Annotated in this window: 24 protein-coding genes; 13 read left to right on the top strand and 11 right to left on the bottom strand. The window is 34.4% G+C overall.

All coding sequences use genetic code 11. The annotated features are described in order from the left end of the window. Window positions 1–34: 34 nt before the first annotated feature. Window positions 35–598, bottom strand: a complete 564-nt coding sequence (locus tag JAZ75_RS24885) for a porin family protein (protein ID WP_208699273.1) — start codon at window positions 596–598, stop codon at window positions 35–37. 210 nt (window positions 599–808) lie between these two features. On the opposite strand from JAZ75_RS24885, the gene JAZ75_RS24880 reads away from it, so the two are divergent. Genes JAZ75_RS24880 through JAZ75_RS24870 form a run of 3 tightly spaced genes read left to right on the top strand, consistent with a single transcriptional unit; the run spans window position 809 to window position 4,034 of the window. After that, window positions 809–1,342, top strand: a complete 534-nt coding sequence (locus JAZ75_RS24880) for an RNA polymerase sigma-70 factor (protein WP_208699271.1) — start codon at window positions 809–811, stop codon at window positions 1,340–1,342. Continuing rightward, window positions 1,339–2,307: a FecR family protein gene (locus tag JAZ75_RS24875; RefSeq protein WP_208699269.1), complete on the top strand. Its 969-nt coding sequence runs from the start codon at window positions 1,339–1,341 to the stop codon at window positions 2,305–2,307. The genes JAZ75_RS24880 and JAZ75_RS24875 overlap by 4 nt, the downstream gene beginning before the upstream one ends. A gap of 2 nt (window positions 2,308–2,309) precedes the next feature. Continuing rightward, window positions 2,310–4,034 carry a hypothetical protein gene (locus JAZ75_RS24870; protein ID WP_208699267.1) on the top strand — a complete coding sequence of 575 codons (1,725 nt, stop codon included), beginning with the start codon at window positions 2,310–2,312 and terminating at the stop codon, window positions 4,032–4,034. Window positions 4,035–4,352: 318 nt separating this feature from the next. Here the strand turns inward: JAZ75_RS24870 and rplI are convergent, their stop codons facing one another. From rplI to JAZ75_RS24835, 7 genes are all read right to left on the bottom strand, one after another. Beyond that, window positions 4,353–4,796 (bottom strand): 50S ribosomal protein L9, encoded by a 444-nt coding sequence (rplI, locus tag JAZ75_RS24865; RefSeq protein ID WP_021191491.1) that lies wholly within the window; start codon window positions 4,794–4,796, stop codon window positions 4,353–4,355. A 15-nt stretch (window positions 4,797–4,811) separates the two neighbouring features. Next, a complete protein-coding gene (rpsR, locus tag JAZ75_RS24860; protein WP_021191490.1) occupies window positions 4,812–5,075 on the bottom strand; it encodes a 30S ribosomal protein S18 in 264 nt (87 codons plus the stop codon). After that, window positions 5,075–5,443, bottom strand: a complete 369-nt coding sequence (gene rpsF, locus JAZ75_RS24855; RefSeq protein WP_021191489.1) for a 30S ribosomal protein S6 — start codon at window positions 5,441–5,443, stop codon at window positions 5,075–5,077. The genes rpsR and rpsF overlap by 1 nt, the downstream gene beginning before the upstream one ends. 98 nt (window positions 5,444–5,541) lie before the next feature. Next, on the bottom strand, window positions 5,542–6,420 hold the full coding sequence (gene dapA / locus JAZ75_RS24850; RefSeq protein WP_132843240.1) for a 4-hydroxy-tetrahydrodipicolinate synthase: 879 nt from the start codon (window positions 6,418–6,420) through the stop codon (window positions 5,542–5,544). A 29-nt stretch (window positions 6,421–6,449) separates the two neighbouring features. Further along, window positions 6,450–8,483 (bottom strand): NAD-dependent DNA ligase LigA, encoded by a 2,034-nt coding sequence (ligA, locus tag JAZ75_RS24845; protein ID WP_208699265.1) that lies wholly within the window; start codon window positions 8,481–8,483, stop codon window positions 6,450–6,452. A gap of 119 nt (window positions 8,484–8,602) precedes the next feature. Then, window positions 8,603–9,634, bottom strand: a complete 1,032-nt coding sequence (locus tag JAZ75_RS24840; RefSeq protein WP_208699263.1) for a glycosyltransferase family 2 protein — start codon at window positions 9,632–9,634, stop codon at window positions 8,603–8,605. Beyond that, window positions 9,631–10,497 carry a lysophospholipid acyltransferase family protein gene (locus JAZ75_RS24835; RefSeq protein ID WP_208699261.1) on the bottom strand — a complete coding sequence of 289 codons (867 nt, stop codon included), beginning with the start codon at window positions 10,495–10,497 and terminating at the stop codon, window positions 9,631–9,633. Before JAZ75_RS24835 ends, JAZ75_RS24840 begins: the two co-directional genes overlap by 4 nt. Window positions 10,498–10,588: 91 nt before the next feature. Here JAZ75_RS24835 and JAZ75_RS24830 point away from each other — a divergent pair, with 91 nt between their 5' ends. Then, on the top strand, window positions 10,589–11,200 hold the full coding sequence (locus tag JAZ75_RS24830) for a WbqC family protein (protein ID WP_132843245.1): 612 nt from the start codon (window positions 10,589–10,591) through the stop codon (window positions 11,198–11,200). A gap of 65 nt (window positions 11,201–11,265) precedes the next feature. Next, window positions 11,266–11,946 carry an outer membrane beta-barrel protein gene (locus JAZ75_RS24825; RefSeq protein ID WP_208699259.1) on the top strand — a complete coding sequence of 227 codons (681 nt, stop codon included), beginning with the start codon at window positions 11,266–11,268 and terminating at the stop codon, window positions 11,944–11,946. A gap of 23 nt (window positions 11,947–11,969) precedes the next feature. On the opposite strand, the gene ppk2 is transcribed toward JAZ75_RS24825, so the two are convergent. Continuing rightward, on the bottom strand, window positions 11,970–12,779 hold the full coding sequence (ppk2, locus tag JAZ75_RS24820; protein WP_132843256.1) for a polyphosphate kinase 2: 810 nt from the start codon (window positions 12,777–12,779) through the stop codon (window positions 11,970–11,972). Window positions 12,780–13,218: 439 nt separating this feature from the next. Between ppk2 and JAZ75_RS24815 the strand changes: the two genes are divergently transcribed. The 5 genes from JAZ75_RS24815 to JAZ75_RS24795 all read left to right on the top strand — a co-directional run bounded on the left by JAZ75_RS24815 (window position 13,219) and on the right by JAZ75_RS24795 (window position 18,439). After that, on the top strand, window positions 13,219–13,983 hold the full coding sequence (locus JAZ75_RS24815; protein WP_208699257.1) for a DUF3050 domain-containing protein: 765 nt from the start codon (window positions 13,219–13,221) through the stop codon (window positions 13,981–13,983). Window positions 13,984–14,079: 96 nt separating this feature from the next. Beyond that, a complete protein-coding gene (locus tag JAZ75_RS24810) occupies window positions 14,080–14,994 on the top strand; it encodes an endonuclease (RefSeq protein WP_208699255.1) in 915 nt (304 codons plus the stop codon). 124 nt (window positions 14,995–15,118) lie between these two features. Beyond that, a complete protein-coding gene (locus JAZ75_RS24805; protein WP_132843262.1) occupies window positions 15,119–15,553 on the top strand; it encodes an FKBP-type peptidyl-prolyl cis-trans isomerase in 435 nt (144 codons plus the stop codon). Window positions 15,554–15,789: 236 nt separating this feature from the next. Beyond that, the gene (folB, locus tag JAZ75_RS24800) at window positions 15,790–16,158 is read left to right on the top strand and encodes a dihydroneopterin aldolase (protein ID WP_208699253.1); all 369 of its coding nucleotides are present in this window, start codon (window positions 15,790–15,792) and stop codon (window positions 16,156–16,158) included. Window positions 16,159–17,800: 1,642 nt separating this feature from the next. Beyond that, window positions 17,801–18,439, top strand: a complete 639-nt coding sequence (locus JAZ75_RS24795) for a peptidylprolyl isomerase (RefSeq protein WP_132843266.1) — start codon at window positions 17,801–17,803, stop codon at window positions 18,437–18,439. 53 nt (window positions 18,440–18,492) lie between these two features. Here JAZ75_RS24795 and JAZ75_RS24790 read toward each other — a convergent pair whose 3' ends face one another. After that, complete coding sequence (locus tag JAZ75_RS24790; RefSeq protein WP_208699251.1) at window positions 18,493–19,221, bottom strand: metallophosphoesterase family protein; 729 nt, start codon at window positions 19,219–19,221, stop codon at window positions 18,493–18,495. A gap of 207 nt (window positions 19,222–19,428) precedes the next feature. Between JAZ75_RS24790 and JAZ75_RS24785 the strand changes: the two genes are divergently transcribed. Continuing rightward, complete coding sequence (locus JAZ75_RS24785; protein ID WP_208699249.1) at window positions 19,429–20,289, top strand: pirin family protein; 861 nt, start codon at window positions 19,429–19,431, stop codon at window positions 20,287–20,289. 122 nt (window positions 20,290–20,411) lie between these two features. Here the strand turns inward: JAZ75_RS24785 and JAZ75_RS24780 are convergent, their stop codons facing one another. Further along, the gene (locus tag JAZ75_RS24780) at window positions 20,412–21,266 is read right to left on the bottom strand and encodes an aminoglycoside 6-adenylyltransferase (RefSeq protein WP_208699247.1); all 855 of its coding nucleotides are present in this window, start codon (window positions 21,264–21,266) and stop codon (window positions 20,412–20,414) included. 156 nt (window positions 21,267–21,422) lie between these two features. Between JAZ75_RS24780 and JAZ75_RS24775 the strand changes: the two genes are divergently transcribed. Both JAZ75_RS24775 and JAZ75_RS24770 read left to right on the top strand, forming a co-directional pair. Further along, window positions 21,423–22,283: a DUF808 domain-containing protein gene (locus JAZ75_RS24775; protein ID WP_132843274.1), complete on the top strand. Its 861-nt coding sequence runs from the start codon at window positions 21,423–21,425 to the stop codon at window positions 22,281–22,283. A gap of 144 nt (window positions 22,284–22,427) precedes the next feature. Next, the gene (locus JAZ75_RS24770; RefSeq protein WP_208699245.1) at window positions 22,428–23,219 is read left to right on the top strand and encodes a class I SAM-dependent methyltransferase; all 792 of its coding nucleotides are present in this window, start codon (window positions 22,428–22,430) and stop codon (window positions 23,217–23,219) included. Window positions 23,220–23,240 lie beyond the last annotated feature (21 nt).

Genomic DNA, 23,240 nt, shown 5'->3' with positions numbered 1-23,240 from the left:
TAGGATAACGCTCGTGATTTTAAAATTATTTTGATTAAAATTTGTAGCCCACCATGATGCCTACCGTTCTGTTTTTAGCACCAAGAGTTTTATCAATACTGCTAAATCCATGACTATAATAAGCATCTAATGTCAATTTGCTAATATCAAGGCCTAATCCAATTCGACCATCAAAAGAAAACTTTTTATAATCAGTAGTTGCTGTTGATTTAACGGTTTTAATGTCATAATTCAATTGTGGTCCCAACATAGCACGTAAATTAAAATCGCCATCATTGATCAACTTATATCCTATCTGAAGCGGTAAATTTATCTGATAGAATTTTGGCGTTTTCTCATTCTTGTCAAAAGTATATTCTTTACGTAACAAGCTTACTCCTAAACCCGGTTGAAAGAATAATTCATTTCCAATACGGGCAAACCCAGCGACAGAAACACCCACTTTTCCATTATTATCTTTGACGGATTTGTTACCAAAAGATGTCATGTTATAATTGCTTCCAACTTGAAGTCCATAAGTAACTTCTTGTGCTTTTGCTGCGGCGGACAATCCTAATAATGTCAATCCCATAAGGGCAGTTTTTAATGTTGTTTTCATTTTTCTAAACGTATTTGTATTGATTAATTATTCGTCTTTCCTTTATGACAACATAAAATCATGATACCCTTGAAAAAAATTAAATTATTATCGTTTTATATATTTTAGATTTGAATCAATAAAAAGAAATGAAATTAGTATAAGGGTATAGGCCAGTTCAGTTGTCATAAATAAAAGTAGATTGTTTCATGAATCCGGAAAATTCAATCAATGTCAGAAAATAAAGAAAAGAAATTTGAGCAACTGTTTCGTTTGTACTATAAGGAATTGCACCGTTCTGCATTTCGTTATTTGAGAGATAGTGAGAGCGCTGAAGAGATCGTACAACAAGTATTCTTGCGTCTATGGGAGAAAAATTGGGAGGAAGAAGTACATACATCTTTAAAAGCTTACTTATATCGTGCTGTCTATAATGAAAGTATGAATTTTTTAAAAAAAGAGCAGAGAAAGATGAAATATCAGTCTTATCAGCAAAGTAGGCAAGAATTTGTTCCTGCTGTCGATCAAAGTGCAAAAGATCTTGATCAAAAACTACAAGTAGCACTAGCTAAGCTACCTGAAAAGAGTCGTACTGTTTTTGAGCTGAGCCGTTTTCAAGAGATGAAATATAAAGATATTGCTCAGACATTGGATCTTTCCATTAAAACTGTTGAAGGACATATGACCAAAGCGTTGCGACACTTACGTCTTGAGCTGATGGATTATTTAACTGTAATTATTTTTTATATCATTTATATATTATGAATAAGGAATTGCTAGAAAAATACATCATTGGAGAAACCAATGATGAAGAAAATATTAGAGTCAAAAACTGGTTAGAACAAGATATTAGGAATAAATCTGAATATTTAAAAATAAAAGATATGTGGGACCGTTTACCTAAACCACTTGAAGCACCAGAGGTAGATGTCGATCAAGCTTGGGAAAATTTTAAATTCGCTAGAGAAAATAGAGATGCTGGAGTAATAGAAGTTGCTGAGAATAAAACAGTAATGATGAAATGGAACTGGTGGGCAGCGGCTGGAGTGCTGGTCATCTGTTCATTAGGGTTTTATTTATTTAATAATAGCTATAAGCAAGAAAAAAATCTTTTTAGTGCTACCGCTGTTCTTTCAGATTCACTGCCAGATGGTTCTCAGGTTACACTTAATAAGAACTCAGAAATTGTTTATTCCCGAACATGGATGAGTAAACGGAGAAATGTAAAATTAGAGAAAGGAGAGGTATTTTTTGATGTGGTTAAAGACAAAGAGCATCCTTTTGTGATTAAATCAGGTAAGAGCCAGATTACTGTTGTGGGCACAAGTTTTAATGTGCGTCGTCATGAAGGAGCTACCGAAGTAATTGTAGCAACAGGTTTGGTTAAAGTTTCATACAGCAATAAAGAGGTTTACTTGCATCCTAAAGAAATGATGACGATCCAAGATGGTGATACCACTAAAGTATCAGTCAAAAAGATGCCAGACTTGTTTTATAAATACTATGTAGATCGTGAGTTTGTCTTCGAAAATACCAAGTTAGAGCGTGTCGTAGAACTATTAATTAAGGCGTATGATCAAAAAATTGTTATTGATCGCGAAGCAGACAAAAAGCTTTTGTTAACGGCAACATTTAAACAAAATAGTCTAAATCAAATTTTACAGGTCATATCGGACACATTTAAATGTAAGGTTATTATTAAAGATTCAATTATTCATATAACTAGATAATCATGTTTTTGGTAAAATTTATCAATCATATCACTACGAAGCCACTTTTAAAAAAGTTTAGTTACCTATTCATATTTTTAGTTTTGTTTAGCTTTTCAAAAGCGGATGCACAGCAGCAGTTAGCGACCCAGATTCAAATACCTGCTTATTCGAATATGACAGTAGGTCAAATTTTTCAGGTGCTGCATGAAAAGCATGGTACTTTGTTTTCTTTTAATAGCAATATACTGCAGATTGATAGTGTGATTCAAGTATCGGCATATAAGGGATCATTATATGGCTTTTTGGATCATACGTTAGGAAAGGAATATAGTTTTAAGGAAATTGGCAAGCATATTATTATACAATTTACACCACAACGTATGGCAGTAGACGTTGAAGTGCAGTCGCAGGATAAAAATAAAGTTGTTATCACGGGCTATATCAAAAATATCCGAACCAACACACCTATTTCTGACGCTAGTATTTTTGATCGCGATGCACTACTTTCTACTTTAACCGATAAAAACGGTTATTTCGAACTCGATGTTAAGAAAAAAATTAGTTTGATTGCTGTTAATGTAAGTAAAGCAATGTTTCGTGATACAAGTGTTTTAGTAATTTTTCCCATCGATACAGAAGTTGGTAGTAAAAAAAGAAAGTTTGGTTACTTTACGGAATATGAGCAAGACAATGGTTTTTATCGATCTTTTTTTGGACGAGTATTTTTATCACCGGCTCAAAGTATTCAAAATATGAATCTTGGCGGACTTTTTCTATATAGTCCATATCAGATATCGATGACTCCGGGATTAAGTTCGCATGGTTTTATTCGCTCACAGATTGTTAATAAATTTTCAATAAATATCCTAGGAGGTTCTACTGCGGGGGTAAAAGGTTTAGAAATTGGTGGAGTTTTTAATCTCAATCAATACGATATGGAAGGGTTACAGTTAGTAGGAGGGTTCAATGTCGTGGGAGGCGATGTAAATGGTGTTCAGGTAGCAGGAATATCGAATCAAGTATTTGGTGATGTCAAAGGAGTGCAATTAACAGGAGGACTAAATAAGGCCGATACGGTGAAAGGAGTTCAAATTTCTGGAATAGGCAATATGATGAAAGAAAGTGCAGGAGCGACACAACTAGCAGGTGGATTTAATCACAGTAAAGGTACTGTCAGCAATCAAGTTGCAGGTATAGCCAACATTGGCAATAAAGTAAAAGGTATTCAGCTTGCTGGGTTAGTTAATATTGCAGATAGCAGCGACTATCCGATTGGCTTATTAAATTTAATTAAAAATGGTGAGAAGAGTATTTCTATTGCCATTGATCAAGATGCATATTTAGGTGTGCAATTCCGATCTGGTGGTCGTGTTCTCTATAGCATTTTAGGAGCACATGCATCATTAAAAGATGATAACACTGCCCGTTATGCTTTTGAAGCAGGTTTAGGAGCGGTTTTTTTACATGGGAACAGGTTTATGCTACGTGCTGAGATATCCAGCCGGAATCAGTTTACAGACAAATTTAAATTATTATCCAATAACCATTCTAGTTTTAGATTAATTCCGGAGCTACGTCTAAATAAAAAACTATCCGTATTCGTAGCCCCTAGCTTTAATTACGTGAGTAAAGAAGATGATGCAGTTACACAGGCGGGGAAAACCCTATGGAAAGTATGGGGACGAGATAAAAACAGAAATTCATTGTTTGGTGGTGGAGCAGTAGGTCTTATGTTAAAATTGTAATCTTGATATTATGAATTTTATAGCCGAGCTTTGTGTATGAACTCATTTTATTGAAATCCCTCTGTATAGATTTCATCGTATGGATGAATGAAAAAAGAGCGGTATTATAAACTAACATAGCAATTTCATATTGAACTGAAATATGGAAAACTCATCTAGGAATATGCATAATATAAAAGAGGGTAATCATAAATAATATGATTACCCTCTTTTATTCCAGTAGATAGACAGACTGCTTTAATATAAGCACGATCTACGTCATAAAAAAAGGAGATAACCAAAATTATCTCCTTTTCTATATGTTAAACTGAATAAGAATTACTCAGCAATTACTTCGAAAGGAACTTGAACTTTTACTTCTTTGTGTAAGTTTAAGTTTGCTAAGTATTCACCAATTTCTTTAGGTTCTACTTCGAAAGTAATACGACGACGGTCAACATCAAAACCTTTAGCTTTCAAAGCATCAGCAATTTGAATGCTGTTTACTTTACCGAAGATTTTACCAGTTTCACCAGCTTTAGCACCGATTGATAACTTAATAGTTTCCAACTTAGTAGCTAATTCAGTAGCGTCTTTCTTAATTTTATCTTGTTTGAACTGAGCTTGTTTAATGTTTTCAGCTAAAACTTTCTTTGCTGATACAGTCGCTTGAATAGCAAATCCTTGAGGGATTAAATAATTACGACCGTAACCTGGCTTTACATTTACGATATCATTTTGCTCACCTAAGCCTTTGATATCTTGTTTTAAAATAACTTCCATGTTCTCTAGTCCTCCTTATTTTAATGAATCAGCTAAGTAAGGTAACAAGCCGATGTGACGAGCACGTTTAACCGCTTGAGCTACTTTACGTTGGAATTTCAATGACGTACCAGTTAAACGACGAGGTAAAATTTTACCTTGATCATTCACAAATTTCATCAAGAAGTTAGCATCTTTATAATCGATGTATTTGATACCATTCTTTTTGAAACGGCAATACTTTTTACGATTGTCCTCTACTTTAGGGGCAGTTACGTATTGGATATTTTCGTTAGCCATTAGTTTGATCCCTCCTCAGTTTTAGTTTCCGCTTTTTTGTTGAATGCACCGCTACGTTTTTTCTCGCTATAAGCTTTAGCATGTTTGTCTAAAGCAATAGTTAAGAAACGCATTACACGCTCATCACGTTTGTATTCAACCTCTAATTTATTGATTAATTCTCCTGGAGCCTTGAATTCAGTTAAGTGATAAAACCCAGTTGTTTTTTTCTGGATTGGATACGCTAATTTTTTCAAACCCCAATTGTCTTCAGCGACAATTTCGGCTCCGCCTTCTGCTAAGATGTTTTTGAATTTTGCGATTACTTCTTTCGCAGCATCTTCAGAAAGCAACGGGGTAAGAACGATTACAGATTCGTACTGTTGCATTTTGTTAAATAATTATGTTTATTAATTTTTCTCCGTACTTACGGAAGTGCAAAGATAATTAATAGATTTTAAATATACAATGATTATAGTAGGGTATTTTATTTTAGTTTTTGCATTTCTGCTTTAATAGCAGTCTGAATGTTTGCTGATACCGGTATTAAAGGTAGGCGTACATAATCTTGACCGATACCCTTTTCTTGTAGGATATATTTAACCCCACAAGGATTTCCTTCAACAAAACAAAGATCTGTTATTTCAAGCAACGCATTGTGGATCGTCCTAGCTTCAGTAAAACTACCTGCAGTACATAAAGCAGCTAATTTTGAAACTTGAGCTGGATATGCATTTCCAACAACAGAAATGATTCCCACTGCACCTAAAGCCATCATAGGTAAGGTTGCAGGATCATCACCCGAAATCAGTAAGAAATCAGCTGGTTTATCTCTTAAGATCTCGTTAAACTGAGCAAAGTTGCCAGAAGCTTCTTTTGTTGCAACGATATTCTTAAAATCTTTTGCTAAGCGTATTGTCGTGGCAGGAGTCATGTTGCTTCCTGTACGTCCTGGTACATTATATAAAATAATAGGTAGGGGAGAAGCCTCAGCTATTGCTTTATAGTGCTGATATATTCCTTCCTGTACGGGTTTATTATAATAAGGAGATACGGATAGTATAGCACAGAATCCTGTAGGATCAAAATTTTTGATCTGCTCTACAATCTCTGCCGTATTATTTCCTCCGATACCCGCAACCAATGGTACGCGAGCATTCACCTGTTTGACAGTGAAATCCCAGATACGCTTTCGTTCGTCTTTCGTTAATGTTGCTACTTCACCAGTAGTACCTAAAGAGACTAAATAATTCATACCTGAGTCAATTTGATAGTCAATTAGCTGTGCTAAAGAATCAAAATCAACTGTTCCATCTGCGTTGAAAGGTGTAACTAATGCTACACCAGCTCCATGAAGCTCGTTCATTGTGTTGTTTGTAAAGATTAATATTTAATTTATATACTTGTTGTATCTGCGATCAAAGCTAATAATTCATCTTCAGTGATCATCTTGATGTTTAGTTTTTCTGCTTTTGCTAATTTTGAAGGCCCCATTTTATCTCCCGCTACCAGGTAGCTTAATTTCGCTGAAATACTGGAAACCATTTTACCCCCATTACTTTCAATAAGTGCAGTTAATTCTTCTCTCGAATGATTTGTAAATACACCCGATATCAGAAATGTTTGGCCAGTTAATGCATTACTGTCCAAAATTACTTCTTTCTCTTCAATTTCAAACTGTAAACCGTAAGATTTTAGTTTTGCTATTAAATCTTCGTGGGCCGGTACATGTAAGTATTCATGTATACTTTCCGCAATGCGGATCCCGATATCTTGCACAGTAGCTATTTCTTCAACAGAAGCAGCCTTAATCGCATCGATTGTTTTGAAATGTTGTGCTAGTTTTTTAGCAATTGTTTCGCCAACATGTCGAATTCCTAATGCAAAGAGTAATTTTTCAAATGGCTTTTCTTTGGACTTCTCAATTCCCTTCAACATATTGTCGATAGATTTTTGTCCAAAACGCTCCAATTGCTGTAATTGGTCCTGATGATCTTTTAAGCCATAGATATCAACAACATTCTTAAGAATCCCTTTCCTATAGAAAGTTTCTATAGTTTCATCGCCTAATCCTTCTATATCCATCATTTTACGGCCAATGAAGTGTTGCATTTTTCCTATAATCTGAGGCGGGCATCCATCTTCATTTGGACAATAATGAACGGCTTCGCCTTCCTGACGAATCAGTTCGGTATTACATTCGGGACAATGTGTCGGATATGTATAAGGTTTGGCAGATGGCAATCTTTTATCTGCATTTACTGCAAGTATTTTCGGAATGATTTCACCACCTTTTTCTACGAAAACAGTATCTCCCTCATGAAGGTCAAGTCTTGCGATTTCATTCGCATTGTGTAAAGAAGCTCTTTTTACAGTTGTCCCTGCTAAACTAACAGGTTTTAAATTGGCAACAGGAGTTACTGCTCCAGTACGTCCGACTTGGTAACTGATGGATTCGAGCTGTGTTTCAACACGTTCAGCCTTGAATTTATAGGAGATAGCCCAACGTGGATTCTTTGCTGTAAATCCCAGTTCCTCTTGTGCGCCATAGTCATTTACTTTAATGACAATACCGTCGATTTCATAACTCAGCTCATGTCTTTTATCATCCCAGTAATCGATGAAGGAGAAAACATCATCTAGCGTCTGGCATTTCTGCGTGTGTTCACAAACGTGAAATCCCCATTCTTTGACAGCTTCGAGGCTTTCCCAATGATTATGGAATAGTTTATTTCTATTTTCACAGTATAAAAAGTACAAGAAACAATCCAAAGGCCTTTTGGCGACTTCGGCAGAGTCCTGTAGCTTGATCGTTCCTGCAGCAAAATTACGCGGATTAGCATAAGTTTGTTCCTCGTTCTCTTCCCGCTCTGCATTTAGACGTAGAAACGCACTTTTATGCATAAAGATTTCACCTCTTATTTCAAACTCTTCGGGATAATTTCCCTTTTTTAGATGAATAGGAATGCTCCTTATTGTTTTGATATTATTGGTCACCACATCGCCCTGTGTTCCATCTCCGCGCGTGACCGCTTTTACCAGTTTACCATTCTGGTAAGTAAGGCTGATGGACAGACCATCAAATTTTAATTCACAGATGTATTCAAAGTTATCGCCGATTATTTTACGTACCCGTTGATCAAAATCACGAAGATCATCTTGATTATAAGTATTACCTAATGATAACATTGGCCAGCGATGTCTAACGGTCTCAAATTTTGTCGTTACATCACCACCAACACGTTGTGTAGGCGAGTTGGGATCTGCGAATTCAGGGTATTGTGCTTCTAAGGCTTCCAATTCTTTCATTTTCAGATCAAAATCATAATCTGAAATAAGGCTTTGAGCTAACACATAATATTGATAATTATAATGGTTTAGCTCTTGCGTTAGTGAAGTTATTTTTTGTTCAATATCCATGGATGACATGTTGCGAATTTACAAATAAAAAGTACGTTTGATCAATTTGTAAACATAAATTAATGAAAAATGCAGCTATTGATGAGAGCTGCATTTTTATGCGTTTTTACATCTTCTTAGTAAAACGTTTAAAAAAAGTTCTCTTGATCCAGATCAGAAAACTTTTGCTTCTTATCTAGGTAGAAATCAGTAATTATTGATTTCTTATATTGTCCAGTCTTATTTTCTGTTGGTATATGGTTTTTTCTCTTTTTAGCGTTTTTGAAAATATGCAGGAAGAAAGCCTGATGTGCTCTGCTAACAGCCCAAGCATCTTTAAACTTGCGATCAAGGATAAATTTCAATAAGGCTGCAAAATCAAACCAGAAACGAATAAATATAACTGTAAATAACTGCCCTATAGGAAGATTTTTTTGCAACATAAACAAATTGTTCCTAAAGTTTAAATAAGTCTTTTGTGGGTTACTGGCATTTAATGTTCCGCCTCCTACATGATAAACAGTAGAGTCGGGGCAATAACCGATACGATATCCCATTTTTTTTAAGCGCCAGCAAAGATCTATTTCTTCCATATGGGCGAAAAAATCTTCATCTAATCCCTGTGCTTCTTTCCAAGCCCAGCTTTTGATAAATAGTGAGGCTCCTGAAGCCCAAAATATTTCTTTTTCATCATCATATTGGCCAAGATCATACTCTACCTTGTCCATAATACGTCCACAGCAGAATGGGAAGCCATACCGATCGAGGTATCCACCTGCGGCGCCGGCATGTTCAAATTTTGCTTTATTATGGAAAGCAAGTATCTTCGGTTGTGCAGCAACAAGATGTCTATCCCTTTCTAACATTTCGATGACAGGTTCTATCCAGTTTGGCGTAACCTCGACATCAGAATTAAGCAATACAAAATAGTCTGCTTCCACACGCGAAAGGATATGATTATAACCACCCGCAAAACCGTAGTTTTCGGTGTTCTCTAAGATGGTAATTTTAGGATATGAAGCACTTACAAATGATAAAGAGTCATCTGTAGAAGCATTGTCTCCAATTACAAATTCTATATTAGGGTAACTGCTGTTGTATACAGAAGGTAAAAATTTTTCTAAGAAAAATCTCCCGTTCCAATTTAAAATAACAACTGCTACTTTAGGATAATTTTTCATTTTCTACGTTTTCTTTTCCATCTTCTGTGTGTCCAAAGCCAATATTGTGGCTCTTCACGGATTATTTTTTCCGTAAAAGCATTATGGATATGGGTGATTTCCTTGTCGCTGTAAGAAGATGGATCTTCAATTAATGTTGTAAATTTACAAAAATAATATCCTCTTTTTTCTTTTCTTCCGATGTGGCAAAAAACAACAGGACCATTTGTCATTTTAGAAATTCGTTCAACACCGGTATAAACAAGCGTTTCCTGATTTAGGAACTGCAAAAAATAGTCAGCATCAGAATATAATGGAGCCTGATCTGCTACAAAAACGCTGACACTCGGTTTTCCTCTTAATTTGGCCAGATGTCGCACGATTTGCTTCATAGGAACCATGATTGCCCCAAATCGAGAGCGAATCTGGTTGTAAACATTATCTATGGTTTTATTATTAAGTGGCTTGTATACAATGAGCGTAGGAGCTTCAGTAATGGCACCTAAACGGTGAATACCATACTCCCAATTGCCATAATGCGCAGTGACAGCAATAACTGTTCTATTTTGATCGAGGTGTCGAGTTAGTTCATGTTCATTAACGAGTGTGATTCTTTTTTTTACTTCGATAAGACTGATGTTTTTGAATTTTAGACATTCTAAAATCATATCAGGGAAAAAACGATAAAATTTCTTCGCTATTTTAATGATCTCTTCGTTACTTTTTTCTGGAAAAGAATTTCTAAGGTTATCGAATACGACATTTTTGCGATATCTTATTATATAATAGAATACATAGTACAACACATCAGATATCATATAGATGAACCAAAATGGCATCAAAGCGAAAAGGTATAAAAGTGCTGCTAATGCTTTTTGTTTCATGTAAACGTTGTAACTATTGTAAATCTTACCTGCAAATATCCCTAATTTAAGTTATTTTTGCAGTAGATAAAGTAAAATTCAACGTTTTTTTATGTCAACTCATTTATTATTAACGACTTGCTACCTTCCGCCGGTTTCTTATTTTCATTGTATCCAACAAAATGCATTACCTGTATTGATTGAGAAGTATGATAATTTTCAAAAACAAACTTATCGTTCTAGAACACGGATTGCAACAGCAAATGGTATACAGGAATTAATTGTGCCTATACAGCATAGTAAAAAGGAACGTTCACCAATGTCGGAAAAACGTATTTCTTATGAGTTTGATTGGCAACGATTACATTGGTTAAGTCTTCAAGCAGCATACCGCAATTCTGCTTATTTTGAATATTATGAAGATGATTTTGCACAGTTTTATAATAAGAAGTTCGATTTTCTCTTTGATTTTAATATTGCACAGCTTGAGCTTTTGTTAAAATCATTGAAATTAAAGCGTGAATTGTCGTTTACAGATGAATATTTTAAATCTGTTCCAGATGCGTTAGATTTTAGAGACCGTATACATCCCAAGAAAGAAAGTCTCTTATTAAACCCGAAACCTTATTATCAAGTGTTTGAAGAGAAAAATGGATTTTATCCAGATTTGAGCATTGTGGATTTATTGTTTAGTCAGGGACCGCAGTCAAAAAATTATTTTTAATATAATTGATCATATATAAAACTTTTAGAGTCTATTATTGTAATACAATAATAGATTCGTTTTTTATGAAGAGTATTTTAACAACTGTATTTTGTTTGTTCTTGTGTTGCTCTGTTTTTGCCCAGTCGGGTGTAGATACACTTCATTACCGCAAAGTGTATTATTTTGGTGGAACAGGAATGGGCTTTCCGTTAGGTAAGACAAAAGATGTTCTGTCTCCAAAGTTTTCAGGAAGTTTAGGTTTGGATATTTCATTGAAAAATCCCAAGTATTATCTATATCCAGCTTTGTATACATTATCGTTTGATTACAAGCAAAAGATTCAGGACAATCAGTATCCTTATAAGATAGAGGATGCTAATGCTAATTTTTACATGTTCTCCCTAGCTGGGGGTATTCGTAAACAGCTAAAGAAATTAAATGCCTATGCTTATGCAGGTCCAGGTGTTGGATTCTTGACAGAACCAAGAGTGAAGATCGATGCTGTCAACAGTATCGCTAAAATTGAAAATCAGAAGAAATTCTCTTTTTCGGGAAAACTCGGGGTTGGTGCTGATTATCGATTTAATGGTTTTTTCCTTGGTTTAGAAGTTGGTTATTTGCATTCTTTTAATAAAATACAGGAAACTCCAATCAATATTATGACTGTTATGGTTGGGCTTAAGTCAGATATAACAAGATTAGGTGATAAAGTAATTAAAGTAATAGGAGTAGATGGTTCAATTAGCGGAAAAGAGACGAAGTAGCGTACTCTTTTCCGATTAAGCCTTTAATTATGGATTTTAACAAAATCTTCTGTTTTTTCTCTCTTTTGATTTGCAATCTGATTAATGATGATTTTGAACGCTTCAAGACGGGCTTTTTTCTTGTTATCCGTTTCAATTTCTATCCAAGGTGATAATTTGGTGCCGGTAGTTTTAAATAATGTCTTGATGTAACTGGTATAATCACTCCATTTTTCTTGTGCCTGTTGGTCAAGAGGGCCAATTTTCCATTGTTTTAAAACGTCTGTTCTTCTTTCTTCCAGTCGCTTCGCCTGCTCTTCTTTAGATATACTTAAAAAGAATTTAATGACGATAACTCCATCCTGTATTAAAAGTTCTTCTACTTCATTAACTTGTTTTAAAAATAGCATATGTTGTTCCGGAGTACAGAAACCAAAAACTGGTTCAACAACGGCCCGGTTATACCAGCTTCTGTCAAAGAACACAATTTCCCCTGCATTGGGCAGCTGTTTGAAATAGCGTTGAAAATACCACTGAGTAGATTCTTCTGCAGTCGGTTTAGGGAGGCTGACTACCCTTAATTTTTTGGGATTTAAATATTCTACCAATCTTTCTATAGCGCCACCTTTACCAGCGGCATCTCTACCTTCAAAAATAATCAAAACACGTTTATTGTCTGCAATGACTTTATTTTGAATCGCCGTTAGCTCAATTTGCAGCTCATGTAATTCCTTCTCGTATTCATATGTCTCTAAAAACTTTTTTTCCTTGATTACTTTCTTATCAATCAAGTACTGAAAAACCTCTTTATTGTTTAAAATATTTACAAAGTCTTCTAAATTGAAATCTGCCATATCGATTGTGTTTTAATTGAATTACTCTTGTACAACAATAAATATACCTTAGAAGTTTAATATTCAGTGGGATTTGCATTTTTTTTTTGAGTCATAATAAAATCATCCATGCTATCGTTATAAATATATCAACTCTAATAATGGTATATTTAGGGAGGATAGAAGTTATTAACAAATATTAATTTTGATAATAATTATAAAAAAAAATAAAACGAAGCACAATAATTTAATAAGTCAGTCGTTTTAATTACAAATACTTTTCATAAAATAGGTTAATATATGGCTAACGATAAGCTTGAGGTTCCCCACTTCAAGCTTTTCTATTTTTTAGCTAGGCTTAAACAAGTATAGGTGGTTATATGTAAATAAGACGTCAATTTTTTTTAAAACAGAAGAGTTTCCATTTTGAGAACCTATTTTTGCTTTCAAATCATAAGATATGGAATACATCAATAATGTTAATGCCTTCATTGCTGCCGAGCGAAATCAATTACTTGCACACCCCCTTTATTATAAAATAAAAACTATTGAAGATCTTCAAGTGTTTATGCAAGGGCATATATATGCTGTGTGGGATTTTATGTCGTTATTGAAAGCATTACAGCAGAAATTAACCTGTACAACAACGCCATGGTATCCTTCAAAATTTCCGAATACAAGATATTTAATTAATGAAATTGTTGTTGCCGAGGAATCCGATGAATATATAGACGGTCGTAGATTGAGCCATTTTGAAATGTATCTGGACGCTTTAGATACACTAGGGGGGGACAGTAGTGAAGTTAATAATTTTCTACAGGATGTTTATGAAGGCGGTGATATTTTAAAAGTTATTGCCGAAAGCGCTTTGCATCCAAATATTAAAGAATTCTTAGCATTTACTTTTGATATTATTGAAAATGGATCAGCTCATGAAATCGCCGCTGCGTTCACTTTTGGAAGAGAAGATTTGATACCGGATATGTTTTCTTCTATTTTAAAAGAGATCCAACTTAATTTCCCAAATTCAAATTTGGAAAAACTGCTCTATTATTTTGAAAGACATATTGAATTGGATGCAGATGAACATGGACCCTTAGCAATGAAAATGATCATGGAGCTGTGTGAGGCTGATCCTGTAAAATGGAAGCAAGTGGAAGAGGTTTCAAAAATTGCTCTACAAAAACGTATTAAATTATGGGATGCTATTGACCAGATGCTGTAAACAAAAATGATTTAATGAAGTTTAATCGTAGGGTTATTGTAATTTAATATGGGCGTTCTATATTTGTCATTGAAAATAGACTAGTTGTAAGCATATATGTTTTTTCAATATCTACATGAGTTATGGAAATCTTTGATAAGAAAGAAAGTCCGTGTTTTTATCCATGAACAAGAATATGAATTGTCCGATGATAGATCGGGCAATTTTTCTATTATAACGTATAATATTGCAGGTTTACCTCAAGTTATTTCGGCAGCCAAAACAAATCGGTCAACAAGTATCGCGACTATAGGTGTGTTATGTAATGAATTTGACATTGTGCATATTCAAGAAGATTTTAATTACAATACCTTCTTATACGAAGGCGGTAATTCTCATCCTTACCGTACCATCAGTATGGGGTTAGCTATTTTTGGGGATGGCCTGGATAGTTTGTCCCGATATCCGATAACCGATTTTAAGCGAATCGAATGGCAGAATAGGACGGGGTCAGATCGTTTAACACCAAAAGGCTTTAGTCATTGTACTGTGCATTTAGGCTTAGGTGTTGAGGTAGATTTTTATAATATTCATGCTAATTCTCAGGATCATCCGCGTGCAGCAAAGGCTAGGCGGGCTAATTATTTGCAATTGGCTACTTACATCAATAAGTTTTCAGTAGAAAAGGCAATCGTAGTTGCCGGTGATTTTAATTCTCACTTCTCATTCTCTGAAGATAACTTGGTGGAGTTTATGGATAAGACAAAGCTGGAAGATTGCTGGATCATGTTGCAACGTGATCACGTGATTCCAATTATTGACCCCCTGTTTTTATGTGTTGATATTATGGATATTAATAATGAATCAGAATCAATTGATAAAGTCATGTTCAGAAGTAATGATAAGCTGACGTTAATCCCAAAAGTTTATGAAGTAGAGAAAGAAAAGTTTGTCGATCAGTATGGCGAACCTTTGTCTGACCATTGGCCTATTTCAGTTGTTTTCGACTGGAAATTGAATGATGAGGTATAGATTGATATTTTTCCTAAGTAAAATAATTCCTTACAACAGATAGGAAATCAATAATTTTGTTTCGCATGAGATGCAGTTATTATTATAGATAAAACAAAATTATCTATGTTTGAAAGAAAAAAATATGGCTAACGCGACAGGATATTTAAAAAAGTTACGCTTAGAGGCAAAAAGAAATTTGGTAGAAGGTGAAGTATTTCTTAAAGAAAATGCATTGCGTGATACTGTGGTCAGCCTGCCTTCTGGTTTGCAGTATGAGATCGTAGAAGAGGGCAATGGTAAGAGTCCTAAACTAACCGATAGTGTGAAATGTTTTTATGAAGGACGCCTTATCAATGGAACTGTTTTTGACTCAACCGCCAAGAAGAAGAAACCTGTATCTTTTCCAGTGAATGAAGTGATAGCTGGATGGACAGAAGCACTGCAGCTCATGAAAGAAGGTAGTAAATGGCGTTTGTTTATTCCATCTGCGCTCGGATATGGAGAATTAAGTGTTTCGAAAGAAATTGGTGGAAATGCTGCACTAATTTTTGAAGTAGAGCTTGTATCTGTTCATTAAATTTTTCCGTCTCAATAAGAGAATAAAGCCTCATATGTTATTGCGCATGCAGGTTCGTTAAGAAAAATGTAAGTTTACTAGGGAGGGAGTTTGTGAGTCGATATGAGTTTTAAAAATTCGTCATTCTACAATATGTATCCCCTGCTGGATGATAGTCTGCATAATTAGACTTTCTACATGACAGGAAATTGAACTCATATTCTGTTTTATTCAGAATAAAAATATAGGTTTGTAGTATGAAGATAGTACAAACCGTTTTTTTGGAAGATGTTCGCGTATTTGCTCCAATTGGATTTTATGTAGAAGAGCAACTATTAGGTAATGAATTTCTGGTAAACGTTTCCGTAAAGTTTGATGCAGGTATTGATGACCACGAGAATTTAGATAAGACTGTGAATTATGAGATTTTATATCAGATCATCCATCGGGTCATGAAGCCCAAAAGGAAGTTATTAGAATCTGCTGCTCATGAAATATTAAAGGCTATACATGATCATTTTTCATTTGCAAAAACAATAGATGTTTCTATAAAAAAAATGAATCCTCCCTTTGGTGGAGATGCTGCGCATTCTAAAGTTGCTGTTCAATACTCTTGCATTTTGTAGTAAGCGAGATTGATACAAATTGATAGTTTGAGCTCTCTGTTTCATCGGTATATAAACTAATTTATATACCATTAAATAAATAATCAGGATTATCATTATTATAATATCTAAGACAAAGTCACCAAGGCTTTGTCTTTTTTCTGAAATTTTTAAGGCGAATCCAATTGTCTCCCTTTGCTTTGCTTCAAATTTTATGTATACAGCAATGACCAAATTCTTCCTTAGAATAAAATAAATTTTTAATACCTTTTCTATTTGTTTTAAAAAATCTCCAATTCTTTTATTGATCATCGTTTATCTGAGAAAAGTTGTAGCTGGATTAGACTAGTGATGTATTCGTTCGGAAATAGAAAGACCAGTTAATTTTCCTGCCTTGAAAGGATAGGGGGGAGGTTGGGAAATAGATCGAGACTGTTTAAAATACAATATATCTTAAGTAATTAGTATTGATTTGGATAAATTGTTTGTTTAAATAGTGGTGGTAAAGTGTTCTTATATATTCTTTTATATGTTTTTTTGAATGAAAATTATATCCTTACGCTGTTCTCTAATGTAATATATTATGTGTAGCACTGTCAGGATGTTAAGTGTGATTTAATATGAGGTGTTTTGTTAAAAAGCTCACTTAACAACCATGTTCTTGAGCCTTGGTTTGTAATTGGAATAATGAAATGCGAAAGGCATTTAATAATATTGGTTTTACATTTTGAATTTAAGGTGTAAATGAAGCTTTTTGAAGTTGCTTTAAGCTCTTTTTAGTAATTGACCAGCTGAGGCGCAGATATGGTGTTACGTGGCTTTAAATTGAGTTTGATTAAAAGTTATTGAAGTCATTAATAATGTAAAGAATGTCTTTAATGATTTTTTTAAGCTTCATTGATGCTGTATGTAAGTACTATACAAGTTGTCATTTACAGCATGTTTTATAATAAAATATGATAGCATTAAAAATTAAAATAGTATAAATAATTTGTTTTAATTTATGTATTTAATATGTTGATTATTAATATTTTATTGCATTTTTTTATCATGTTAATGTCGTCTGATAAAGTTTTAAATGAGTTTTTATGATTTCATGTTTATCAACAGGAATTAAGCACCGGGCAATCTTAGTTAAACATTTTGCTATCTGAAACTAATCAATTCCTGTTTTATGGTTTGATTATAAAATATTGAGATGCTATTATTTTTAGTTTTCATGTTATTTAGAGCAAATAAATCTATTGTTTAAACCTTGTATTTCTAATTGAAGTATTAATGATTAATAATATGATTGCAAATTTCGCAATGTTAAATCAAATCATATTATTTTTCAATTATATAGTATTATTTAGTTAAATTAATTCTTTATATCATTTCATGTTTATATTAACTACTTCGTTTACAGTATATACCTGATGTCTTGATGGTAAAATGTATATTTTTGAATCCAAATGTTCATTAAATTTCCCTTATTTGTGATTGTTCGGTAACTAGCTTTTAATAAAATGATCGAATCAGTTATAAAGTTGGACATCGTTTGGGGGCATTGTTGTCTAGTCAAAGTTCAAATTATGATATCTATTCATGTTTTTTTGAACAATTATAACTTCTGCTTTACTATTTATTAAAAAATGAATTACCTTCATTTAAATTTTAGCATATGAAAAATATCATCCTTTCTCTTTTATGTTTATTTTTTGCAACGGTTGTCAAAAGTCAGACGCACCAGTTGCTCTTTAAGACAGCGTATGGCAATATTAAAGTTGTCTTATATGACTATACACCAGCTCACCGGGATTTAATTTTAAATGCAATCAAGACTCAAGTGTACAAAGACGCTTTATTCAATCGTATTATTTCAGATTTTGTAGTGCAGGGGGGAGAGCATGATATTGATATTGAGAAGCGTGAATCTGCGGATCCGGCCAAAGAAAAACCTCGTCTAGCGGCTGAGTTTGATCCAAGAGCATTTCATAAAGTTGGAGCATTGGGAGCAGGAAGGGACGGAAATGCGGAGAAGGCCTCTTTCCTTAATCAGATCTATTTTGTCGTAGGAAAAAAAATAACAGCAAAAGAGCTTGATGATCTGGAAGTGAAGAAAAAAATAAAATATACTCCTGAGCAAAGAGCAACATATTTAAAAATTGGAGGACAGCCCCGTTTAGATCATGACTTTACCGTCTTTGGAGAAATATATGAAGGATTGGATGTCATTCTAAAGATCAGTAAAGTAAAAACAGACAGTCAGGATTACCCAGTACAGCCCGTTCATTTTGAGCTGTCAGAGATTAAGAATTAAACTATTAAATGTTAAAGAAAAGAGTGATACATCCTTTCTTGTTTAACGGCTGTTTATTCAGATAGTAGAAATTCCGCATAAAAATCAGGTATACCACTAGCTTTTATTTCATGAGCTACCGCAATAATATCAAATGGAACCTGTATGATTTCGGTATGTATTCGGTCTTCATGAAGTTCGACTAAAAGATAAGTTGCATCTTTGCACATCCTTTTTGATCTTCCCACGGAACCTGTGTTGATTGCCCATTTTTTGTCAATATCTTTGATGAAAGGGAGATGTGTATGACCCATAACTATTATATCAGCATGAGTTTTAAAGAAGATATCTTCAAAAGTACTGTTGGGTTCTGATGCATAAAGATATGCTTCATTGCTTTCCAGACTTCCGTGAATCAATTGAATCTTCCAGTGCTTATGTTTGACCTTAAAGTCCAATTGCATTAAGTAAGGGAGCTGCCCCAAGAATAATTTATTTTCATGTGTGATAGTTTCCTTACTGTGTTTAATGGCAATTATGCGGTTCTCAGTTTCTTCAGCATCATGTTTTTCTAATGGGATAATGGGTAGATCGAAAGCTATACGTTCATCGTGATTCCCCATTAAGCAGGGGATTTTTTCGTTTTTGATCAGTTCGATCACTTCATTACCCCAGGGAGCAAAGTCCACAAGATCACCTAAGCAATATTTATAATAAATGTTTTTTGATTGAATATCTGCTAGTACTGCATTCAGTGCAGGAAGGTTTCCGTGTATATCACTAAAAATGGCAATCTGAATCATGATCTAATTTTAAAACAAATTTAGATTATTATCAAGGCTACATATGGTGTTTTTTACCGATTTAATAGTGTTTTTGAATTGGTTTTCAATGACATCCAAATAAAAACAATATAAAATGTACAAAATTATGCGTAGATTTTTCTTATCCTACATCAATTAATTTGAGGCTTTCTTCCGCTAACTTTGTGGTATACAAAAGGAAAAAATATGAAAAATGTAGAAATTATTGCAAAACCGCAAGCAGCTCACTTTGTTGGAGATGGATTTCGAGTACATAATTTAATACCAAGTATTGCTTCTGCTAGTAGGATGAGTCCATTCATTATGCTGGATTATAACTCAACTTACCATTTTCCGCCAAGCGAAATTCCAAAAGGAGTAGGAGTACATCCACATCGTGGATTTGAAACCGTGACTATTGCTTACAAAGGTCGTGTAGAGCACGGAGATAGTTCTGGCGGCGGCGGAGTTATTAAAGAAGGTGATGTTCAATGGATGACTGCTGCATCTGGTATATTGCATAAGGAATTTCATGAAACAGAATGGAGTAAAACCGGAGGAGACTTTCAGATGGTACAGTTGTGGGTCAATTTACCTGCAAAAGATAAGATGAGTACGCCAAAATATCAAGCTATTGCAAATAACGAGCAAACGAAAGTGAAACTTGATCAAGGAGAGATTGAAGTGATTGCAGGAGAGTATCAGGGAAATAAAGGGCCTGCTTCAACTTTTACACCCATGCATGTTATGAATGCTAAGTTGGAAGCTGGAGGAAAAGCATCCTTTTCTTTCCCGGCACATTATAATACTGCCATGATTGTCATTGAAGGAAATATACTAATAAATGGTAAAGATAAGGCTCCAACAGACCATTTTGTTATGTTCGGAAATGAAGGAGAGGAATTTAATGTTCAGGCGTTAGATGAGGCGGTAGTATTGATTATGAGCGGAGAGCCTATTTTAGAACCTATTGTAAGTCACGGACCATTTGTGATGAATACTAGAGCAGAAATCAATCAGGCATTTGAGGATTTTCAAACAGGTAAGTTCGGATATCTGGCTGATTAAGCTAAAAAAGACGTGCAGAAATGTAAAGCAAGCTCCAAAAGTTAAATACTTTTGGGGCTTTTGGTAAAAAGTAATGACCCTATTCTTTAAAATGGCATAGTGCGATTAATTTTTAAGTGGTACTACTGCGAATTTCTTATCTTCAAAATATAGTTGTAACTGTTGTTAGCTTCATCCGCATTGTTTCTATATTTAAAATGCAGTGCTAGGTCTTTTTGCAAGTCTTTAAAAAGAGTCATCATCTGTACTAATGCTAACCAATTATTATCAGTAGACGCATCCGCATATGTTTGCAATATGCTTTGGTACAATTTCGGATCAAGGTGTTTTTCAGCAAATCTTCCCGATTTACCAAATGAAACCTGAAATTGTTTTTCAACCCCGATATGCCAAGCTATTAGATTCATGAACATAGGACGGATTACTGTTTCCATCGTATCTTTGGCATATAGAATTTCCCGGCGGGCAAGTCCTTTGGCAACATATGTGCAGACCCACCAAAACTCATTGCACGTCTCTATGAACATTCTTTCACTAGGTTTAGTGATGTGATAATCATGATCATTAGCAGGAGCGATCTTAGGAAAAAGTAAATCTTTATCTACCCAAACTTCCGTTAAACTATCACTTTTGAAATGTGAGTGGAACTTATCGATAGGGAATAAAGTTAGATCTACACGATTTTCATCTTCAAAAATCATTAAGTAAGCAAAAGTTATCCGATCTTGATCAGGATCATTTCCTAACAACATCTGATCGGGAAGTTGCTGTATCAAGACTTTACCAATAAAAGAGGTCCAATCTTTGTCAGCAATAAAAGATTCGATATCGGTTACAATAAATAATAGATCAAAATCTTGGTATTGATCGGGCTTAATTCTAGGATTTGCACGCGAACCATTCAATAAAACTGCGCGCACCCGATCATCTCTTTTCGCAAAAAAGAGAATTTTATTTTTTATGTTTCTATCGTTCATGATATGAAGGCATGATAAATAATGCTGTAAATTGGTGAAAAAAAAGCAATTAATAAATTATTAGATCTAGTAATACCAGATGTCTTTTTATTTTAAAATAAAAAACGGGAAATATAAAATCATTTTATATTTTGCCGTACTAAATATTTAATACATATGGCTTCAGGTATATTTGCAATATTGGATGATATTGCTGCTTTAATGGATGATGTTGCGGTTACTAGTAAGATAGCAGCAAGTAAAACCGCAGGAATTCTAGGCGACGATTTGGCTGTAAATGCTGAGAAAGCCACAGGATTTCTATCTTCTCGTGAAATTCCTGTGCTATGGGCTATTACAAAAGGTTCATTTATTAATAAAATTATAATTGTTCCGATTGCACTGTTATTGAATGTTTTCTTTCCTATTGCCATCAAGTTTATTTTAATCATCGGAGGTATCTATTTAGCCTACGAAGGGGTTGAAAAAATTATAGAGTACCTTTTTCATCGCCAGAAAACAGGCCATGAAGTGGTTGTGGAAAGTGAAGAAAATAATAGTGAAACTGAGAAAATAAAAGTGAAATCAGCGATTACCACGGATTTTATTTTATCTGTAGAAATTGTGATTATTGCTTTGGGAACTGTATTAAATGAGAGTCTGACAATTCAGATTCTAACAGTAGCGGTAGTTGCTTTATTTGCGACTGTTGGTGTTTATGGAATTGTCGCATTGATTGTACGTATGGACGATGCAGGGTATAAGCTGATCAAGAGATCTAATGATGAGGGTGCTGTTTCTAAGCTAGGACATTTATTGGTTAATTCCTTACCTGTTGTTATCAAAGTCTTGGCAGTAGTTGGAACAATTGCATTGATTTTAGTCTCTGGTGGTATTTTTGAGCATAATATTGATTATTTGCATCATTTTTTACCTCAGGTTCCTTCATTATTAAAGCAAATAGCTTATGGTGCAGTTGCCGGTTTGGCCGCAGTTTTGCTTATGACAGGGGGAAAGAAGATTTTTGCCAAAAGTTAGTAGAAAATTAGAAGTGTTAAAAAAGGCATCCATCGGATGCCTTTTTTGTACATATATTGTTTCATTAAGATTCTGTAAATAATATAAAAAGAGGAATTGTATAGTATGCTGATATTATTTTAGGAGATTTAACGATTAAACTTTATGACAAATAGGGAAATAGATTTTTTAAGCCATAACGAATCAGCCTGGAATAAACAGGCATTGGATCAAAATGAATGGTCTCAGCCGGTGAGCTCAGCTTTAATTAATGCTGCTAAACAAGGTGTATGGGATGTACATCTTACCCCAGAGCCTTTACCAAAACAATGGTTAGGTGATATTAGGGATAAAAAGATACTTTGTCTTGCTTCAGCTGGCGGTCAGCAGGCTCCCATATTGGCAGCAGCAGGTGCCAAGGTTGTTGTTTTTGATCTTTCAGAAGAACAGCTGAGACAAGATTCAATCGTTGCACAGCGAGATGGACTTTCTCTGGAAACGATTCAGGGAAATATGAAAGATCTGAGAATATTTGATGATCACTCATTTGATATTGTCTTTCATCCGATATCAAATCATTATGTCGAAGATGTAAATCCAGTATGGAAGGAGACTTATCGTGTGCTAAAAAAAGATGGATTTTTACTGGCTAGTTTTTTTAATCCAGTTGTATTTATTGGGGATAGAAATCCCCAGGAAATTACCGACGGTATAATTAGGCCCAAATTCAAGTTGCCATATGCAGATCTGAAAGATTTGGATGCTGACGATATTGAGAGAAAGATTGAACGACAGGAAGCATTGGTTTTTGGTCATACTTTAGCGGATCTTATCGGTGGACAATTGCGAGCGGGATTTATGATTGCTGATTTTATAGAAGATTCGCAGCCTCGACCACGATTCTTAATAGATCAGTATCTCCCCACTTTTATTGCAACGAAGGCTGTTAAGTTATAATTTGATGTGAAAATGAGAACT

Origin of the sequence: Sphingobacterium sp. UDSM-2020 (assembly GCF_016132525.1) — a bacterium.
GTDB lineage: Bacteria > Bacteroidota > Bacteroidia > Sphingobacteriales > Sphingobacteriaceae > Sphingobacterium > Sphingobacterium anhuiense.
Note: the sequence above shows the minus strand (reverse complement) of the source record. Positions and strands in the feature narration are given on the sequence as shown.

Bases quoted from the DNA above. Each gene is read 5' to 3' on its own strand.
- JAZ75_RS24885 (WP_208699273.1), bottom strand. From the start codon at position 598: ATGAAAACAACATTAAAAACTGCCCTTATGGGATTGACATTATTAGGA.
- JAZ75_RS24880 (WP_208699271.1), top strand. From the start codon at position 809: ATGTCAGAAAATAAAGAAAAGAAATTTGAGCAACTGTTTCGTTTGTAC.
- JAZ75_RS24875 (WP_208699269.1), top strand. From the start codon at position 1,339: ATGAATAAGGAATTGCTAGAAAAATACATCATTGGAGAAACCAATGAT.
- JAZ75_RS24870 (WP_208699267.1), top strand. From the start codon at position 2,310: ATGTTTTTGGTAAAATTTATCAATCATATCACTACGAAGCCACTTTTA.
- rplI (WP_021191491.1), bottom strand. From the start codon at position 4,796: ATGGAAGTTATTTTAAAACAAGATATCAAAGGCTTAGGTGAGCAAAAT.
- rpsR (WP_021191490.1), bottom strand. From the start codon at position 5,075: ATGGCTAACGAAAATATCCAATACGTAACTGCCCCTAAAGTAGAGGAC.
- rpsF (WP_021191489.1), bottom strand. From the start codon at position 5,443: ATGCAACAGTACGAATCTGTAATCGTTCTTACCCCGTTGCTTTCTGAA.
- dapA (WP_132843240.1), bottom strand. From the start codon at position 6,420: ATGAACGAGCTTCATGGAGCTGGTGTAGCATTAGTTACACCTTTCAAC.
- ligA (WP_208699265.1), bottom strand. From the start codon at position 8,483: ATGTCATCCATGGATATTGAACAAAAAATAACTTCACTAACGCAAGAG.
- JAZ75_RS24840 (WP_208699263.1), bottom strand. From the start codon at position 9,634: ATGAAAAATTATCCTAAAGTAGCAGTTGTTATTTTAAATTGGAACGGG.
- JAZ75_RS24835 (WP_208699261.1), bottom strand. From the start codon at position 10,497: ATGAAACAAAAAGCATTAGCAGCACTTTTATACCTTTTCGCTTTGATG.
- JAZ75_RS24830 (WP_132843245.1), top strand. From the start codon at position 10,589: ATGTCAACTCATTTATTATTAACGACTTGCTACCTTCCGCCGGTTTCT.
- JAZ75_RS24825 (WP_208699259.1), top strand. From the start codon at position 11,266: ATGAAGAGTATTTTAACAACTGTATTTTGTTTGTTCTTGTGTTGCTCT.
- ppk2 (WP_132843256.1), bottom strand. From the start codon at position 12,779: ATGGCAGATTTCAATTTAGAAGACTTTGTAAATATTTTAAACAATAAA.
- JAZ75_RS24815 (WP_208699257.1), top strand. From the start codon at position 13,219: ATGGAATACATCAATAATGTTAATGCCTTCATTGCTGCCGAGCGAAAT.
- JAZ75_RS24810 (WP_208699255.1), top strand. From the start codon at position 14,080: ATGTTTTTTCAATATCTACATGAGTTATGGAAATCTTTGATAAGAAAG.
- JAZ75_RS24805 (WP_132843262.1), top strand. From the start codon at position 15,119: ATGGCTAACGCGACAGGATATTTAAAAAAGTTACGCTTAGAGGCAAAA.
- folB (WP_208699253.1), top strand. From the start codon at position 15,790: ATGAAGATAGTACAAACCGTTTTTTTGGAAGATGTTCGCGTATTTGCT.
- JAZ75_RS24795 (WP_132843266.1), top strand. From the start codon at position 17,801: ATGAAAAATATCATCCTTTCTCTTTTATGTTTATTTTTTGCAACGGTT.
- JAZ75_RS24790 (WP_208699251.1), bottom strand. From the start codon at position 19,221: ATGATTCAGATTGCCATTTTTAGTGATATACACGGAAACCTTCCTGCA.
- JAZ75_RS24785 (WP_208699249.1), top strand. From the start codon at position 19,429: ATGAAAAATGTAGAAATTATTGCAAAACCGCAAGCAGCTCACTTTGTT.
- JAZ75_RS24780 (WP_208699247.1), bottom strand. From the start codon at position 21,266: ATGAACGATAGAAACATAAAAAATAAAATTCTCTTTTTTGCGAAAAGA.
- JAZ75_RS24775 (WP_132843274.1), top strand. From the start codon at position 21,423: ATGGCTTCAGGTATATTTGCAATATTGGATGATATTGCTGCTTTAATG.
- JAZ75_RS24770 (WP_208699245.1), top strand. From the start codon at position 22,428: ATGACAAATAGGGAAATAGATTTTTTAAGCCATAACGAATCAGCCTGG.